Raw genomic sequence first — 16,090 nt, forward strand, 5'->3', positions numbered from 1 at the left:
ACGCGGCCCGACAGGCTCGATGATCATGGGTTGGGCAGGGCGGTACGGGCGTGGATCGCGACCCGCATGGGCCGCTGGTAGGTGATGGCGGCCATCTGTGCGGCGTCGGCGCCCCAGGTGGCGGTGGGCAGGGCGCGGCCGGACAGGACGGGCAGGGTCGTCGGTGTGGCCGCCAGCGGCCCGGCCACCGCAGCGTGGGTGCCGGTGGAGCCGGCGGGGCTCACGTGGGACCAGTCCAGGTCGGACCAGCTGTTCGGTGTCGTCGGCGACGGGCCGGGTGGTTCGTCGAGCCCGAACCGCGGGGCGGTGGGCTGTTCCTGGATGACGAAGAACCAGCCGAGGTCGCCGTCACCGCCGCGTGCGGCCTCGATGGTGAGGTCGAAGCCCAGGTAGGTGACGTCGGGATCGATGGTGCCGCGGAACTGGGGATAGCGCTGCAGCGGGCCCGGGGTGGGTACGGGACTGCCGTCAGGGCCGGGCACCGGCGCGCCGGTGGCGTCGATTTTCGGCACCGCCTTGGCGGCGTACACGACGGTGTGTGGGTAGCGCAGCAGCAGCCGGCCTCTGATCATCAGCACGAGCATGCCGGGACCGCCGACGGCGGTGGCGTTGTCGCCGAGGTCGGCGGTCCAGTTTCCGATCGGTGGCAGTTGCGACGGCGGGTCGCCGGACTGGTCGGGGTTTCCCCGAGCGTCCCAGAACCGGTCGGCGAAGGTTGCGCCCGGGTCGGTGGGCAGTCCTCGCCACAGCAGTTCGCGGCTCAGTTCGTGGTTGAGCCCGGTCATGTACGCCTCGATGAAGCGGGCGTTGCCGACCAGCACCGCCACGCTGTCTTCGGCGATGCCGTCGATGCCGGGCAGCATCATCTGGCGGTCCACGGCGGAGAGTGGGCCGCTCATCGGCTGCGGGAACCGGGGCGCCGCCGCGCGGGGTCGCAGCGGGTCGCCGGTGGGCGGCGCTGCCGGTACGAGAGCGACCACCTCGCGGGCGACGCTCGTGTCCGGTTCCAGTTGTCCGCCGGCATCCACCATCGCCGAGGCGACCGCGGGGAGGCTGAGCTCGGGGCCTGCCGCTGCCAGTGTCTCGACGGTGGCGGGCAGGTGCTGCAGGAGGAACTCGGCGGCGGCTTGGAACCGGTTGTTAATGCCGCGGAGCCGGTCTCCACGCCGCCCCGGTTCGTCGATCTGCCACCGGTCGTCGACCGGCAGCAGCCCGGCCGCCGGCTCTGCCGCCTCGGCGGCCAGGAGTGCGGGCGGCCGTTCGATGTCCCCTGCGCCGTCGGTCGGGTCGGTGGCGGGTGGCGGGGGCGGCGGGTTGGGGTCACCGCCGACGTAGAAGCCGCCGGCGTCGGGGTCGTCTCCGGCGATCTTCCGCCAGCCACCGGCGTGCGGCACGGTCTCGCGCAGGTGCAGCATCCGTGGCCGGTTCTGGCCACCGACCCGGTCGCCCACCTCGTCGAAGTCGGCGCCGCCGCGGGGCGGGCGGATCGGCACCCGCAGTCGGCCCCGCGACAATCCTGTGGCGAGTTCGGCGGTGGCAGCCTGGGCTGATCCGGGGAGCCGGCGGCCGAGCGGGCCCGCCGGACGGACCGCGCGACGAAACGGCGCGGAGAGTGCCGCCGACGGGAAGACGCTGGCCTTCACGCTGGCTCGCAGGGTGTGTCGGGCGTCCGGGCCGGGCGGGGATCCGTCGGGAGTGAGGCGGACCCGGCTGTGCACCGGCGCGGTGACCCGCACGGCCGCGTCGGGGGGCAGCCCGTCCAGGTGCTTGTCCCGGACCGCCGCGGCCGTCGCGCGGGCCAGCTGCGCCTGCCGCAGCAGGCTGTTGGCCCGTTCCAGTTCGCCGGCCTGTTCCCACGCCGAGGCCATCAGCTGTTCCTGGTTGTCCTGCACCACCTGGGCTCCCAGGGCCGCTGCCGCCCGCCAGCCAGGGTCGATGTTCAGCTCCCGCAGCCATGGCCGGCCGGTCTCCGGCAGCGTGTCCGGGGCCGCGGCCTGGTACGCGCCGTAGATGGGTGGGCGCAGCACGGTGAGGTCGACGCCGGGCGGCGCCTCGATCAGGTCCTCCAGCCGCTGCGCGACCGGCTGCTGCACACCGGGCGGCCATTGCCGGGCCGGCAGGTCGGGTGAGGTGAGCGCGCCTTCGAACGGCAGCACGGTCGGTTCGGTCAATGCCAGGTCGGCGAAGTCGGGGCCGGCGGCGGAGATGTCGACCGGCATCGCGCCGACGTCCGCGCCGACCGGCCGGGGACGCAACCGGCGTACCAGGGTCTCGAAGTCGCCGGCTTCGGCCGTGGTGAACTCCCAGTGGTCGTACACCGGCAGTTCGATGGTCCCCGTCGCGTCCTGCCAGCCGCCCGGTGGCGGCCAGGCCAGTTCGGCGCTGGGGGTGACCGGCTGGCCGAGTCCCGCCTGGACACCGGCCCGGTACACCGGCACGAGGCAGGCCACGTACGCCGTGTGCGGCTGTAGCCGGCGGGGACACACCAGTCGGGACAGGGTCAACTCGGGTGAGCGTCCGTCCAGCGCCTGCTGTGGCGCGACGGCGCCCCCGGTGATCTGGGCGTGGGCCCACGCCCACGACTCGGTCAGGTCCGGCAGCTCGTCTCGGGCGTCGCCGGCGGTCAGGCGCAGCGACGGCAGCGGCCGGCGCGGGTCCGCCACGATCTGCGTGACCTGCCGCCGCAGCACCACCAGCGCCAGCCAGGGGCGCAGTCGGTCGCCGCCGGGCTGCGGGCTGAGCAGCCACGGCAGCTCCGGGGCGTCGAACTCCACCAGCGGGAAGTAGTTGGGCTCGAAGTCGCTGGTTCCCGGTCGGGGTTCCCGGCGGATGATCTGGCTGGTGTCCAGTCCGACCACGTCGCCCGGGCCGTACAGGCGCACCGTTCGGCTGATGTCTTCGGTGCCGGACTGTCCTTGGGCGACGGTGAGGGTCACGGGCAGCCGCACCGCCGCGTCATCGGCCGGCGGAGCGTTGTGGGTGGGGATGGCTGCGGCGAGCCCTTGCCGGGACCAGGCGAGGAATCGGTAACTGCCCGCGGGATCCGTCATGCCAGCTCCAGTTCCTCGGCCCGTACGATCTGCAACTCGTCCCGGTCGGTCCGGCCGCGCAGCCGTTCCGCAGCGGCGGTGTAGCTGCCGTCGAGCCCGTCCAGCGGGACCGGGGTGAGCGTGTCCCGGTCGACCACCACGTAGGTCGGGTCGGCCACGGCCGGTCCCGGTACCGGGGGTGCGAACTTCGCCCGCCCCTGCTCGCGGGACGGCGCCGTGCCGGCGGGTCCGTGCTGGGCCAGAGCGGCCACCTCCCCGTCACGGGGCGCGTAGCGCTCGTCGAGCCGTTCTGCGCTGGGCTGGTCGACGTCGAGGATGACCGACTGTTCGTAGTCCAGCGGCATGTCCTGGACGTATCCGACGGCGATTGCGGTGTCGGGGGCGAGGTGGACACCGGAGATCATCCGCTCGTACGCGGGGCTTGCCAGTTTCTCGGCGTCACTCATCTGCCGGAACTGCGCGGGTGCGAAGTACTCGGTGGCGACGCCGACGATGTCCAGTCCGTCGGCGGCCACGATCGCGAAGCGGTCGTGGTCCTTCGGGGGAACCGAGCCGAACAGGCCGAGGGTGCGCTGCAGCGGCACCAGTTGCTGGGAGACCGTCAGGGTGCCCAACGGATGCGCGGTCAGTTCGCCGTCACCGGCACCGTCGCGCAGGACCACCAGCCGGCCGCCCTGCGGTGGCAACTGCGCGCTCCAGTTGGCGTCGGCGGTGAGGCTGTCGCGCAGGATCGGCCACACCTGCTGCCGTTCGATGGCCGGTACGTCCTTCGTCCTGCCGAACTGTGCCCGGAACGGCAGCGAGAAGCTCACGAAGAAGATCTTGAAGGTGGCCTCGCCCCAGATCACCCAGGGTGATGGTCCGGTGAGGTACACGTGGATGTTCAGGCCCATCAGGGTGGTCGCGCCGCGCTTGAGGGCGAGTTGCGCGTAGATCTCCGCGAGCAGCCGGAACGGCGTGAACTGGATGAGGGTGTCGAATCCGAGGTTGCCTTCGAGGCTGAACCCGCCGACCTCCACAGCCAACTCGAGCCGGGCGCCCACCTGGACCGTGTTGGACGTCAGCGCGAAGTACGTCTCCATGCGCAGCCGCGGGTTCTGACCCGTCGAGAGGGCCAGGGTCAGCCGGCGCAGCGCCGGGAAGCCGGGCGGGGGCGTGTACGCGGGATGGAACCCGCCCAGCGCCATCGCGAAGTCCGGGTTGGTGCCCCAGTTCGCTCGCGCCGCCATGTCACCGGTCAGCGCGAACGGGCCGACCATCGAGTCGTACAGGGTAGCGTCGACGGAGAGTTCACCGCGGTCGAAGTCGACGACACCGACCACGTCGAGGTTGATGGCCACGATGGGGTGGTCGGGGTCGGGCAGCGCGGCCCGGATCCGGCCGAGGACGATCAGCCGCACCGGCGACGGCAGCTCCAGGATCAGCGCGAGTTCGATCGTGACCAGCGTGACCGGGGCGCCCCACCCGATCAGCGCCATCGGGCCGAACACGTGCTGGCCGCCTGCGGGCGGGAACACCGACTGGAGGGCGGTGACGATCTGGGGGGCGCGCGGTGTCGGGTCGTCCGGGGAGAACAGGATCGCGTCGAGGGTGCGGTTGCGAACCCCGGCGCGCAGGACGTCCACGGCCACGGTGCGGTTGATGCCCAGCAGGCCACCGACCCCGTTGAGGCTGAACCCGAAACCCAACTGGATCGGGGTGAAACCGGACGCCTGGACGATGACCAGCAGCGAGACGCCCGGCGATCCGTCCGGCAGGCGGGTGGTCAGCAGTCCGACCGCGTTGAGGGTGATCTTCTCGAACTGCAGGCGCAGTCCACCGGCGTACTGCTGCTTCACCGGGTCGAAGAAGAGGAAGCCGCCGCCGGAGACGGCGGGAGCGTCGATCGCCACCACGATCTCGGTGGGCGGGACGAACACCAGCGCGCCATCGGCGCCCACGGCGAGGCCGAAGCGGCCGGCCCCCAATGTCACCGGCCCGAGTCTCGCGACCAGCGTGTCCCGCACCCGGACGCCCCCGGCCGGCATGATCAGTGAGCCGTCCGAGCCGATGCCGAACTCGTCGAACTCGACCGTCGGCCAGGTGATCGCGGGTTCACCGAACCGTATGCTCACGACTCCGGAGAACAGGAAACGCACGACGCCGTCGGCGATCTCGATGCGCAGGGCCCGGAGTCCGAGCCTGGCCACGTCGGCCAACTCGACGGAGACGAGGTCGCGCGGATCGTCGGAGGCGCCGGGCGGCTGGGCGGCGGACAACGCGCCGCTCAGCTGCCGGCCGGCGGCGAACCCCACGTCGACGGCGACCCACTTCTCCTCGCCGGCCTGCTCCAACGGCGTCAGCCGCAGGTCGACGCCCAACCGCGCGGTCCGCACGGTGTTGCGGTGGATGTCGAGTTCGAAGGTACGGAAGCGGTACCGGAATCCAAACAACGTGCCGGTAACGGGGTGCTGCGCGTCGGAGCTGGCGCTGAGCCGGCCGGTGAACCCGTCGGCGTCGATGGCGGCCTCGCTCAGCTCCAGGCGCAGTTCCGCTCCCGGGTCGCTGTGCAGGTACTCGTTGGGCAGGGTGACGGAGAGCACGTCGATCGCCAGGCCGTGGAAGTCCGGGCGGTCGCTCAGCCAGCCCGGCGGGTCGATCCCACCGAAGACGGGTCGCACGTCGTGGGCCTCGACCACGATGTCGGTGTCGGCGACGTACGCCGGTGCCAGTGAGGCGCCCTCGAAGCGCTCGAGAGTGAAGCCGTCGGCGGACACCCGCAGATCGGCGGTGATGGTGATCGAGGCGGGGTCGCCGGTTGCCACGTCACGCAGGATGTCGCCGCGCAGCCGCAGCCCCAGGGTCACCTCCTCGAGCAGGATCGACGGCTCGGCGCCGATGGTCACGGTGGCCCGCACCCCGGTCCAGCCGACTCCGGCCGAGCCCAGCACCAGGGCGATCGCATCGGTGCCCGGCGGGGTGAGCGCCAACTCGCCCTCGAAGGCCAGCTCGAAGGCCACCACCAGCGCGGTGTCGTCGAACGCGGCGTCGGCGCTGAGGTAGTAGATGCCGTCGAAGGCGTCGGCCGGCAGCATCGAGACCAGCGGGAAGTCCGTGGCGGCGAGCGCCTCGCCGAGCGGGTACAGCGCCCGACCGTCCACCTGTATGGCCATGCTCATTCCGTCCAGTTCGCGGTGGTCCAGATGGCCTGTTCGTCGCCGTGCCACTCGATCCGTCGGCTGCCGGCAGGTCCTTGGATGGCGCAGTTGCGTTCGCCACCCTGATCGATGATCCGGATGGCGGTGACAACACCGCCGGTGCGTACGTAGCGAAGGAAGACCGGCGAGTGGCCGTAGTCGTTCATGGCGTGGGCGGTGGCACTGGTCTGGGTGGCCTTGATGCCCTCGAAGTCGGCGTCGTTGTACCAGAACTGCAGCACCGCTCCCGGCTCCAGCCCGGTCAGCATGTCGCCGACGATCCGGTCGAAGTAGGCGTCGTCGGTCTCTCCGGCGTTGCGGGTCGGGTCGAGGTGATAGCCGGCGGCCAGGCCGGTGGCCACCAGCGCGCCCGCGCCACCGCGTCCGACGTGGGCGGTGGGGAAGTTGCGCTTGGCGCCGGCGGCGTGGAACAGGTCGATTCGGCTCTGCCACAGGTGGTAGGCCATTTCGCCGCCGTCGAAGACGGTGGTGCGGTTGGTGCTGCCGCCGATGGTCTGCGCCGGCACCGGGTCGGGGAAGAACGCCTGCAGCACCGGGATCATCCGCGGCGCCCCGACAGCTGGGTCGCTGTTCGGCAAGGGCTGGTTGTTGCGCAGGATATTGGCTCGGGCGGGCACCGCAGCCCAGGCATCGTTCATCAGCCGGACCGTGTCCGCGTTGGTGGCGCTGCGCCCGAAGTTCAACCGGCCACCACAGATGCGGTTGTCCACGAGCGCCCGCACGGAGCGCCGCATCGACATGAACGTGCAGCGGTAGCCGCCGGGTCGATCGCGGGGCTCGACCAGCATCGCCTCCCGCATCCGCAGCCGAAGCTGTACGTGCGGGGCGGGCGTGGCGGCGAGGTCCACGGCGATCGGCGTGTCCCCCGCCGGCAACCGCCATACGTCGGGGGCGGCGCCGTCGATCCATCTCATACCGCCGACGATCGAGAGGCGGATGTCGGTCACCGGCGCGTCGGCGGGGTAGCTCCAGAAGAACATGCCGTGCGCCGGCAGCCGCTGGGTCGCCAGCTCGGTGTCTGCGGCGTCGGCCACGCGTACCCGTTGGGCGGGAAAGTGGACCGAGCAGTCGGCGACCGGTTTCCAGACCCGGGTGAAGCGAACCGCACGATAGACCGGTGTGGTGCCGCCGGTCGCCAGGACCGCATCCGGCACGGTCGCGCCCACGGCGCCGTCGGTGAGCTGCGGGCGCAGCACCCGCAGCACGTGGCGGGCGGGGATGACGCCATTGGCGGCATGGGCGGGGTCGTCGAGTTCGGCGCCCGGGGTGAGCGCGTCGAACTCGCTCGACGAACCGTCCTTCGGGGCGGGCCGACTCGCCATCGTGATCCGCAGCGCGACATTCGACTGCGCGTCAACGGGATGTACGGTCGGCATCGCGTTGGCGATCCGGTCGTCGGCCGCAGCCGAGGCCCCGGGACGCAGGACCGGCTCGTAGCGTCCCTCGAGGAATCGCGCGACGGCGTGCTGCGCCCAGTTGGCGTGGGTCGGTGGGATGGACGGCGTGCCTCCGACGCGACCCCGGCGCAGCGCCGTCCGTAGCGTGTTGAAGAGGAATTCCTCGGAGATGCGGACCGGCCCGTACCACACGACGGCCGGCAGGATCTCAAGACCGCCACGCACGGCGGGGTCGTTCATCGCCTTGGCGGCCTCGAGATCCACGGCGACCCGGATCGTGCCGACGGTACGCCACTTGGCGTACTCGGCGGAGGTGAACTGCACGGCGCTGGGCTCCGGCGTGATCCCCGGTGCCGCCGGATCGGGGATGAAGCGCAGACGCCCCGGGAACAGCGGCCGAACCTGCGGCAGTGGTGACCCGGCCGTCAGCCGGAACGCCAACTGCATCGCCTGCGGAAATGGGCCGCCGGCGACCGGGGCCGCGGCGAAGGCGACATCGGAGGCAGTGAGTGACGGCGCACTGATCCGTCCCTGATCGGCTGCGGAGAACGGGAACAGAAGGAAGCCGCTCCTGATCGGCATGCATGCCCCTTCCGTGCCACGCTGGCGTTAGGTGATCCCGTTCTGCGATCGTTCAGGTGGCGGAGATCAGCTGTCAAGGCAGCCGATCGTTCCGCAGATATCCGACGCAACGTTGTGCTTGCGGAGCCTGAGATGCGGCTCCGTCTCTCCATCGTCGACGGCTCGGACCTAAGCGGTCAGTCGCTCCCTCCGTCGAATAGCCATCTTGGAGGGAGGCCGAGTTCCGGCGAATTCTGGGCATCCCTCCTGGCCACTACGTGTTTTCCGAGCCGCCGAGGTCTCCCTCGAACCATCGAGTGCGGATCCAGGTACAGCGGCCACCAAGGCGGCACGACAAGCAACTGCGCAACTTTTAGCGGCTACGATCCACGTCAATCAACGGCGTGCAGATGGAGCGGATCCGTCCAAAAACCGCCAGGCAAAGCTCCGAGACCGAATGCTGGTTTGGAGGGCGGTCAGCACGGCGCGGGCGGCCTGTTCTCCGGCGTGGAGCGCGCCTTCGATGTGGCCGGCGTGGTCGGGGGCGGTCTCGGTGGAGGCCCAGTGCAGCCGTCCGCTCAGGGCAGGGCGCTGGTAGCGGGGGTGTCCGAAGAGCCCGTAGTCCATCCGCTGCTCCGCCCCGGGTGGGGAGGTCCACCGCTCGGCGCTCCAGTCCTGGACGTGCAGCGTCTCGGGCCGGACGGCTTCCGGGCCGAACATGCGGGTGAGCTGGGCGGTCACCGCGGCCTCGAAGCCGGGGCGCAGGACGGCGGCGGGGGTGAAGCCGAACAGCGCGGCGCGGGAGCCGTCCGGGCCGGACATATCGTGGATCTCGCGCAACGGTCCGGTCCGGCTGATCGCCGCGCCGGCAAGTCCCTTCGTACGCCAGAACGGGGTGCGGTAGCAGGCGACGACCTTGGCGGCGGCACCCATCCACACCGGGGTGGCTTCGGCTATGCGGAGCAGATCGGCGTCAAGTCCGTCGTGGAAGTCGATGCGGGCCACAGCAAGCGCGGGCGGGACCGCGAGAACGACCTGCCGGGCGCGCAGGGTCTCGGACGCCGCGCGCAGTTCGACGGTGTCGCCGTCGAGGCGGATGCCGGTGACCGGGATCGACAGACGCAGCGCCGTTTCCGGGAGTTGGGCGGCAAGACCCGCGGCCAGGGCATTGGCGCCGGGACCGAAACGGTAGGCGACCACGTCGATCGGGTTGCCGGCAAAGCGCCGGGTCCCAGTGTGGTCCTGCACGATCGCGTCGCCGAAGCGATGCTGGTCGAAGACCGGGACGCCGAGCCGGGCGACGAGGTCGGCGATCCGGTGTTCGCCGTCCCAGAACCAGGTGGCGCCCAGGTCGTACCCCTCAGTCGTGGCCAACCGGCCACCCACCCGGTCGCGAGCCTCCACGCAGGTCGCGTCGAGACCGGCCGCGCGCAGCGCGGTCGTCGCGGTGAGCCCTGCAGCGCCGGCACCGATGACAACGACGTCGTTCATGGGGTCAGCACCATCCGGAATCGGCCGTCGCCCGCCTGCTGGACCTTGAGGGCCCGCTCGACGTCGGCCAGCGGCAGCGTCTGCACCAGCGGGCGGAGCCCAGTGGCGACCGCGAAGCGCATCGCCTGTTCGGTGTCGGCCGGGCTGCCGGTCAGGTGGCCGGTGAGGCTACGGGCGTGCATGACGAGCTTGACCATCGGCAACTGCACGGCGGTCGCATCGAACCCGGCGACGGTGAGCCGGCCGTGCGGGGTCAGCCCATCGATCAGGCTCGTGAGCTGGCTGCTGCTGGCGGCGGTGGAGACGATCAACCGGGCCCCACCGAGGTCGCGCACCGCGGTGCCAGGATCCTGGGCACGGGAGTCGATGTAATGGTGGGCGTCCAGGTCCTGGGCCGCCTGCCGCTTGTCCTCGCCGCGGCCGATCGCGATGGTCTCGTAGCCCATGGCCGCGGCGAACTGCACGGCGAGATGTCCGAGCCCGCCGATCCCCGCCACCGCGACCCGGTCACCGGGCCGGGCGCCGCCGTGCCGCAGTGCGTTGAAGACGGTCACCCCGGCGCAGCCGAACGGCGCCGCCTCGACAGCGGTCAGCCCGTCCGGGATCCGCGCGAGGGCTGCGGCCGGGACGGTAATCGTGCTGGCCCACCCGCCCGGGTAGGACAAGCCGGGCACCTGCCGGTCCGGGCAGTGCACCACATCGCCGGTGCGGCAGGCCGTGCAGTGCCCGCAGCTGCCACCGAACCAGCCGACGGCCACCCGCTCCCCCACCTGCCAGCCGGCCACCTGTGGGCCGACCTCGGCGATCACCCCGGCGACCTCGTGCCCCGGAATGATCGGGAAAACCTCCCCCGGGCGTACGGTCGGCGACCGTGCCGGCGTCCGCGCCGCAGATGCCGACCGCCTCGACGTCGATCCGCACCTCGCCGGGCGCCGGCGTACGCGGCCGCACCGGGGCGATTTCCGGCCGGGCGCCCGGTTCCGTCACCTGGACGGCCACATGCACATTTCTGGAATCAGGCACAGCATTAAAGTAGAAACGAGCCGCGGTCGCCGGAAGAACAGAATGATGAATGGAGCTATAAGCGATCGCTATAGGTTCGCACGCTATAAAGTCTGCTCATGAGTGACCGGCTGAGTGTCGAAGGGCTGCGCTACGCGCAGGCGGTGGCGGAGACGGGGTCGTTCAGCGCGGCCGCCCGGGCGTACGGCGTGAGCCAGCCGGCCCTGTCCAACGGCGTCGCGAAGCTGGAGGAGAGTCTCGGCGAGCGCCTGTTCGAGCGATCCCCGCGCGGCGTGACGCCGACTGCCTTCGGCGCGCACATCCTGCCGCTGGTGGAGCGGGCCCTCGCCGGGCTCGACACGGTCACCGCCGAGGCACGCCGGTGGAACACCCCGCCCGACGACGTCCTGCGCATCGGGGTGTCCCCGCTGATCAACCCGAAGGTGGTCGCCGCCGCCTACAGCGCGGTGTGCGGCCTCGACACCTCGCCGAGCTCGCGTCAACTGGTGCTGCGCGAGACCGACATGGCCGACCTGCGCGACGGCCTGATCGCCGGCGAGCTGGACCTGATCCTCATCCCGTCGGTCGCGCCGTTGCCCCGCTACCAGCAGCGGATCATCGGATCCGAGCCGATGGTGCTGGTCGACTCCCGCGCCGCCGACGACGCCCCGCTCGAGCTGACCGAGATCGGCGGCAAGCAGCTGATCATGGTGCCTGACACCTGCGGCCTGACCTCGTTCACCCGTGACCTGTTCGCCTCGCATGACCTGCCGATACGCGTCTACCCGGGTGAGGCGGCCAGCTACCGGGTCCTGGAGGAATGGGCGCAACTCGGGCTCGGGTCCGCGGTACTGCCGGAGTCGAAGCTGGCCGACCCGAACGCAAAACGCCGACCGCTGCACGACGAGGGCCACGAGGTGGAAATCTTCTATGCCGCGGTGTGGGATCCCCGCTCGCCGCAGGCACTCGAGCTGGAGACCCTCGCCGACCGCCTCGCCGACGCCGTGTAGCCATACGAGTTCGGTATACCGGCATTCGCCATCGAGCTCTACCGGCCGCCGAGGTCACGCCATAACGTCGGTCTCAGCAGAAATACGGCCGACGAAATAGCAGCGAAGGAACTGTCATGGCTTTCCTGGAGATCACTCTGACCATCAACGAGGCCGACCGCCCGGCGGCGGCAGGCATCTACCAGCAGTACAAGCAGCCGTTCCTGGACACCGTGCCAGGGGCGACCACCAAGCAGCTGCTGGTACGCGCCGAGGACGTCCAGGTGCTGCACGGCTTCGAGACCACGGCCGCCGCGCAGGCGTACCTGTCCAGCGACCTGTTCACCAAGGACGTGGTCGCCGGGCTGTCGCCGCTGCTCAAGGCCGAGCCGGAGATCCGGATCTACGAGACCGCCTGATACGGCCTTAGGTCGCCTTCGTAGAGCCTCGATCGCGATCCCGCGACCACTGCCGCCGCTGGTGCTGGCGCGCTGTTCCTCGGCGTTGCGACCCAGCCGACCGGGACCGGTACCGGCAGGTGCTGCGGCAGGCGCTGGCCCCGGGCGGCTACGTGGTGGTTGGCACGTTCGCCGCCGACGGGCCCACTCAATGCTCCGGGCTACCGACCGCCGCCGACGGCTCCCCTACGTGAGGCAACGCTCGGGTCATGCAGGGTCAGCCCAGCAGGTCTTACGGCGGCCAGCTCTGCCCGCCGACGCCGCAACTCCTCGTCATCGATCTCACCGGCCGCGAACCTGCGGCGTAGCTCTTGCTCACCTGACCGTCATCCGCAACAGCCTGCGGGCCGCGATTTCGGCGGGCTGTGACGACCTGGTGGGGAGGCTCTGGCCGTCGAGCTGGATCGGCGGGTGCTCGACACGGCAACCCTGAGGGCGGCCGACAGCGTGGTGCTGCCCGACCGGCGACCGGACCGGGTACACCCGCTGAAGCCGGGCGAATCGATGAAGCCCTACCGGTGGACCTCAACGGAGCCACCCACCACGACGCCGCGTCACTGCCGACCCAGGCGGCACAGAAGGAGCCGCACCGGGCGGCCGTCAGGAAAGGACGGCGTTCACGACCTCGGTGGCCCGCCACTCATGCTGGGCGTACAGCCACCCGAACGCCGACACCTGCACCGTCTGCGCGGCGACGGTCAGCGGAAGGTCCTGCCAGCCAGGGACCTCCAACAGGGCGGTGAGGAACTGCCGGGTGGCGTACTCGGGCTTCATCAGGTCCGAAACAGCGCCCCAGCCGGTGCTCGGCCGCTGCTGGAAGAGCCCGACCGAGTCGTGGTCCCAGCCGATCGCCTGGTGCGGATAGTTCTGCGACTCCGGCAGCACGCCGCTGGCGTAGTTGTACAGGTTGCTCTCCTGCATCGCCGTGGCCACCGCGATGACGAGCGCCTGGCGGGGGACGTCCATCTTCTGCCCGGTGCGGACGATCGTCGTCGCGTTGTCCATCTGCGCCTTGTCCAGCCCGGCGACCGGGGTGATCGGCTTCGGCTTCGGCTTGGGCTTCGCGGTCGCCGTGGCCGAGGGGGTGGGCTCGGCCGTCGGCGACGGGGAGCTTGAGGGGGCCGGGCTTTCGGTGACCGGGGTGGCGGACTCGCGGGCCATTCCGCGGGAGGCGGCGTCGGCTTCCGCCCGCTGGGCGATCTCGGCGCGCTGGTCGGGGGCTGGTGACTGGTCGGCGGGATTGGCGGGAATCAGGGTGAAGCCGACCAGGCCGAGGCAGCAGGCCGCACCGCTGACGATCGCCATCCGGTTCCGGCGCCGCCGGCCGGCCCGGTTATCGAGACCGGCGAGGCCTGCGAGCCGCGACACGGCATTGGAGAGTCGGGGCTTGAATCCACTGGCTGCCTGATCGGTGGAGGTGCCATCGTCCGAACGGTCAGCCGGTCCGCCAAGGCCGTAATGGTCGTCGAGGTTGCCGTCGTTACGCATCCGACGAGGCTAGGCATGAGCTACGGCGATTACACACGGTGATCATGTGGCTCTGGCCACACTTTACCCGGCGACAACCGGAGCCTCGTAACCGCTCCGGCGGCGAGGAGGAGAATACGGGCCGTCCGGGCAAACCGGCTATTCCCTTGGCGCGCCGCATGGTAGGGCAGGAACCGCCGCAGGAGGCGAAGCGCCTCCAGATGATCGACTAACTCATCCTTTCGGCTGATATCAGGGTTCGACCGGTCACGACAAGACCGACCGGTGTCTTGCGTCGGACGCCGGTGAGGACGAGTCGACCGGTGACGGACAGGACGCCGAGCAAGCCGGCGGCGAAGGTGGCGGAGTAGCCGCGGTTGATGAGGTAGCTGACCAGGTGGACGCCGATGGTGCTGGTGGCGGCGCCCGTGGGCGATGAGAGCGGCGGCGAGGATCCATAACCGGGGAGGTCGCGTGCCGCGACGCGTCGCAGGGTGTGGTCCGGTCGCGCGCGGAGCTGGGTGTCCTGACATGCGGCGGTTTACGGATGGTGAGAGCATGTTCGACTGAGCCACAGGCACGCATGGCGTCGCGCTCATCGCAAGATCAGGGCAGGCGTGCAGGACCAAGGGAATCGGTACCGTCGCAGACTCCGCGCTCGTGGAAGATCCAGTCGTGCTCGGCGAGGTCACCTGTCCGCCCGGCGAGCTCATCCTGGTGGACGGCCGCTCCCTCGGGCTCTGATCGGGCGACCGCTCCCCGGAGGAGACTCGCGGACCGGATGCCGTCGCCGCGGTTGACTTCCATGTCGTTGGCCGCGACGCGGAGACCGCGGCTAGTGTGCCGCACTGGGGCGGGTGGCAGCTCGGGAAGATCGACCATCTTGCCGTGCAGGAGTGGGTGACCGAATTGGGAAAGCAGGTCGCGCCCGCCATCGTCGCCTCGCGCTTCGGCCTGTTCTCCTCGATCCTGGCCTCCGCTGTCAGGAGTCGGCTGATCGCGTTCAACCCCTGCGAGGGGGTCCGCCTCCCGGCTCAGCGCAAGCGGGCTGGCGGAGTCCAGACCATCTCCCAGGATGACCTGACGGGTCGTCTCCTCCCGGCAGTGCCCGAGTGGCATCGGCCGCTTGTCGCTGCTGCGGCCGGCGCGGGTCTGCGGTGGGATGAGTGTCAGGGCCTCCGGTGGGATGCGTCGATCTCGACGCGTCGACGATGACGGTCGAGCATGTCGTCATCGAGGTCGACGGCCACCTGTCCGACAAGCCGTACCCGAAGTCAGCCAAGAGCCGGCGGACCGTGCCGCTCGCCCCGTTCCTGGAACAGGAGCTTCGACGCCATCGCGAGATGGTTGCTCACGGCACGGATGACCGGGTCTTCACCAACCACGAGGGCGGCTCAATGCTGCGCAGCAACTTCCGGCGTCAGGTCTGGCGGCCTTCCCTCGTCCGGGCTGGGCTCCTCGGCCAGGTCGTCGAGGTCGGGCTGCTCAAGTTCCGCGCGACCTGGACGGACCGCGACGGCATGGAATGGTCAGCAGAGTTCACTACCAAGCGGGAAGCGGTCGACTGCGTAGCGAGCAAGGCGGCCGGCGGACTGCGGTTCCATGACCTGCGGCACTGCTACGCGACCTGGTTGGTGTCCGGCGGGGTGCCTGTCAACGTCGTCCAGGCGGTGATGGGCCACGAACAGGCGTCGACCACGCTCAACCGTTACACGCACACGCCGGCGGATTTCCACGATTCGGTGCGCAGGGTCTTCGGCGGCTCTGCTGACGATCCGCTGACTTCCAAAGAAGATCCTCGATCGTCGGGGAAGCCGACCGGGAGAGAAGATGGCCCGTGACCTGGACGGATGATGTGGTGGAGCCCAGGGGACTCGACCCCCTAACCCCTGCCTTGCAAAGGCGGGTGACGGGCGCTGAGCGTCATCGGCAAGCGGCAACGCCAGTCGTCTTTCACTCAGCGCCCGTCGTCCTCTGTCAACACTTACCAACGGATGTCACCGCTTCTGCTGACTTCCTGCTGACGCTCCGGCGAGTTTGACCCTTCGTCCCGAAAGAACCATCGCGATGGGTTGACCTGCCTAAGCGCCGGGGTTGAGCTGCTGCGATAGTCCACTGACGTCCATGGCCGTCCGTGCTGTGGCGTCGTGGTTGTCACTCACCCGGCGGGCCTCACGTGTAGACGCCACGTCCATAGTCGTCGACCGAGACCGTGAAGTCGTCGGGCCTCGCCCGCCGCAGTAGCTCGTACCCGCTCCAGGAAGATGTCGATGGCGCGAGCATGGGTGGTCTCCTCAGCTTCGCGTATCGCCTCAGTAGATCGCTACCTGCGGGACAGCGTCATCTCTGTCGGCCTTCAGTGCCGTCCGAGGACCTCGGCGATCCCTGGGTGTCAGGGTTGGGTGAGACCAGCGGTTCAGAGCAAATAGCCCTCCCGGGGCGAGGATGGATCTTCTCTCGATGACGATTTCCAGCGCG

The 16,090-nt window shown here is 70.3% G+C and carries 10 protein-coding genes and 1 pseudogene; 5 read left to right on the forward strand and 6 right to left on the reverse strand.

The genetic code is table 11. The features are described 5' to 3' along the window. Window positions 1-23 precede the first annotated feature (23 nt). The 5 genes from ABZ793_RS21270 to ABZ793_RS21290 form a co-directional block, all read right to left on the reverse strand. Entirely contained in the window at window positions 24-3,050 is a 3,027-nt protein-coding gene (locus tag ABZ793_RS21270) for a hypothetical protein (protein WP_357459852.1), read from the reverse strand. After that, window positions 3,047-6,202, reverse strand: coding sequence for a DUF6603 domain-containing protein (locus ABZ793_RS21275; protein ID WP_357459855.1), 3,156 nt, complete (start codon window positions 6,200-6,202; stop codon window positions 3,047-3,049). The genes ABZ793_RS21270 and ABZ793_RS21275 overlap by 4 nt, the downstream gene beginning before the upstream one ends. Window positions 6,203-6,204: 2 nt before the next feature. Then, on the reverse strand, window positions 6,205-8,226 hold the full coding sequence (locus ABZ793_RS21280) for a hypothetical protein (protein WP_357459858.1): 2,022 nt from the start codon (window positions 8,224-8,226) through the stop codon (window positions 6,205-6,207). 375 nt (window positions 8,227-8,601) lie between these two features. Next, window positions 8,602-9,696, reverse strand: a complete 1,095-nt coding sequence (locus tag ABZ793_RS21285) for an FAD-dependent oxidoreductase (RefSeq protein ID WP_357459861.1) — start codon at window positions 9,694-9,696, stop codon at window positions 8,602-8,604. Then, window positions 9,693-10,532, reverse strand: coding sequence for a zinc-binding dehydrogenase (locus ABZ793_RS21290; RefSeq protein ID WP_357459880.1), 840 nt, complete (start codon window positions 10,530-10,532; stop codon window positions 9,693-9,695). Before ABZ793_RS21290 ends, ABZ793_RS21285 begins: the two co-directional genes overlap by 4 nt. Window positions 10,533-10,817: 285 nt before the next feature. On the opposite strand from ABZ793_RS21290, the gene ABZ793_RS21295 reads away from it, so the two are divergent. The 3 genes and pseudogenes from ABZ793_RS21295 to ABZ793_RS21305 form a co-directional block, all read left to right on the forward strand. Further along, entirely contained in the window at window positions 10,818-11,708 is an 891-nt protein-coding gene (locus ABZ793_RS21295) for a LysR family transcriptional regulator (RefSeq protein WP_357459864.1), read from the forward strand. 116 nt (window positions 11,709-11,824) lie between these two features. Further along, window positions 11,825-12,106 (forward strand): hypothetical protein, encoded by a 282-nt coding sequence (locus ABZ793_RS21300; protein WP_357459867.1) that lies wholly within the window; start codon window positions 11,825-11,827, stop codon window positions 12,104-12,106. Between the two features lie 435 nt (window positions 12,107-12,541). Continuing rightward, window positions 12,542-12,696: pseudogene (locus ABZ793_RS21305) on the forward strand (multicopper oxidase family protein); the annotation flags it as partial. Between the two features lie 49 nt (window positions 12,697-12,745). Here ABZ793_RS21305 and ABZ793_RS21310 read toward each other — a convergent pair. Then, window positions 12,746-13,513 (reverse strand): peptidase M23, encoded by a 768-nt coding sequence (locus tag ABZ793_RS21310; RefSeq protein ID WP_357459870.1) that lies wholly within the window; start codon window positions 13,511-13,513, stop codon window positions 12,746-12,748. Window positions 13,514-14,500: 987 nt separating this feature from the next. On the opposite strand from ABZ793_RS21310, the gene ABZ793_RS21315 reads away from it, so the two are divergent. Both ABZ793_RS21315 and ABZ793_RS21320 read left to right on the forward strand, forming a co-directional pair. Next, the gene (locus tag ABZ793_RS21315) at window positions 14,501-14,827 is read left to right on the forward strand and encodes a hypothetical protein (RefSeq protein WP_357459873.1); all 327 of its coding nucleotides are present in this window, start codon (window positions 14,501-14,503) and stop codon (window positions 14,825-14,827) included. Beyond that, window positions 14,824-15,453, forward strand: a complete 630-nt coding sequence (locus tag ABZ793_RS21320) for a tyrosine-type recombinase/integrase (protein ID WP_357459875.1) — start codon at window positions 14,824-14,826, stop codon at window positions 15,451-15,453. The genes ABZ793_RS21315 and ABZ793_RS21320 overlap by 4 nt, the downstream gene beginning before the upstream one ends. Window positions 15,454-16,090: the final 637 nt, after the last annotated feature.

This window comes from Micromonospora sp. NPDC047465 (assembly GCF_040643125.1).
Lineage (GTDB): Bacteria > Actinomycetota > Actinomycetes > Mycobacteriales > Micromonosporaceae > Micromonospora.

Bases quoted from the DNA above. Each gene is read 5' to 3' on its own strand.
- ABZ793_RS21280 (WP_357459858.1), bottom strand. From the start codon at position 8,226: ATGCCGATCAGGAGCGGCTTCCTTCTGTTCCCGTTCTCCGCAGCCGAT.
- ABZ793_RS21320 (WP_357459875.1), top strand. From the start codon at position 14,824: ATGACGGTCGAGCATGTCGTCATCGAGGTCGACGGCCACCTGTCCGAC.
- ABZ793_RS21270 (WP_357459852.1), bottom strand. From the start codon at position 3,050: ATGACGGATCCCGCGGGCAGTTACCGATTCCTCGCCTGGTCCCGGCAA.
- ABZ793_RS21285 (WP_357459861.1), bottom strand. From the start codon at position 9,696: ATGAACGACGTCGTTGTCATCGGTGCCGGCGCTGCAGGGCTCACCGCG.
- ABZ793_RS21275 (WP_357459855.1), bottom strand. From the start codon at position 6,202: ATGGCCATACAGGTGGACGGTCGGGCGCTGTACCCGCTCGGCGAGGCG.
- ABZ793_RS21300 (WP_357459867.1), top strand. From the start codon at position 11,825: ATGGCTTTCCTGGAGATCACTCTGACCATCAACGAGGCCGACCGCCCG.
- ABZ793_RS21295 (WP_357459864.1), top strand. From the start codon at position 10,818: ATGAGTGACCGGCTGAGTGTCGAAGGGCTGCGCTACGCGCAGGCGGTG.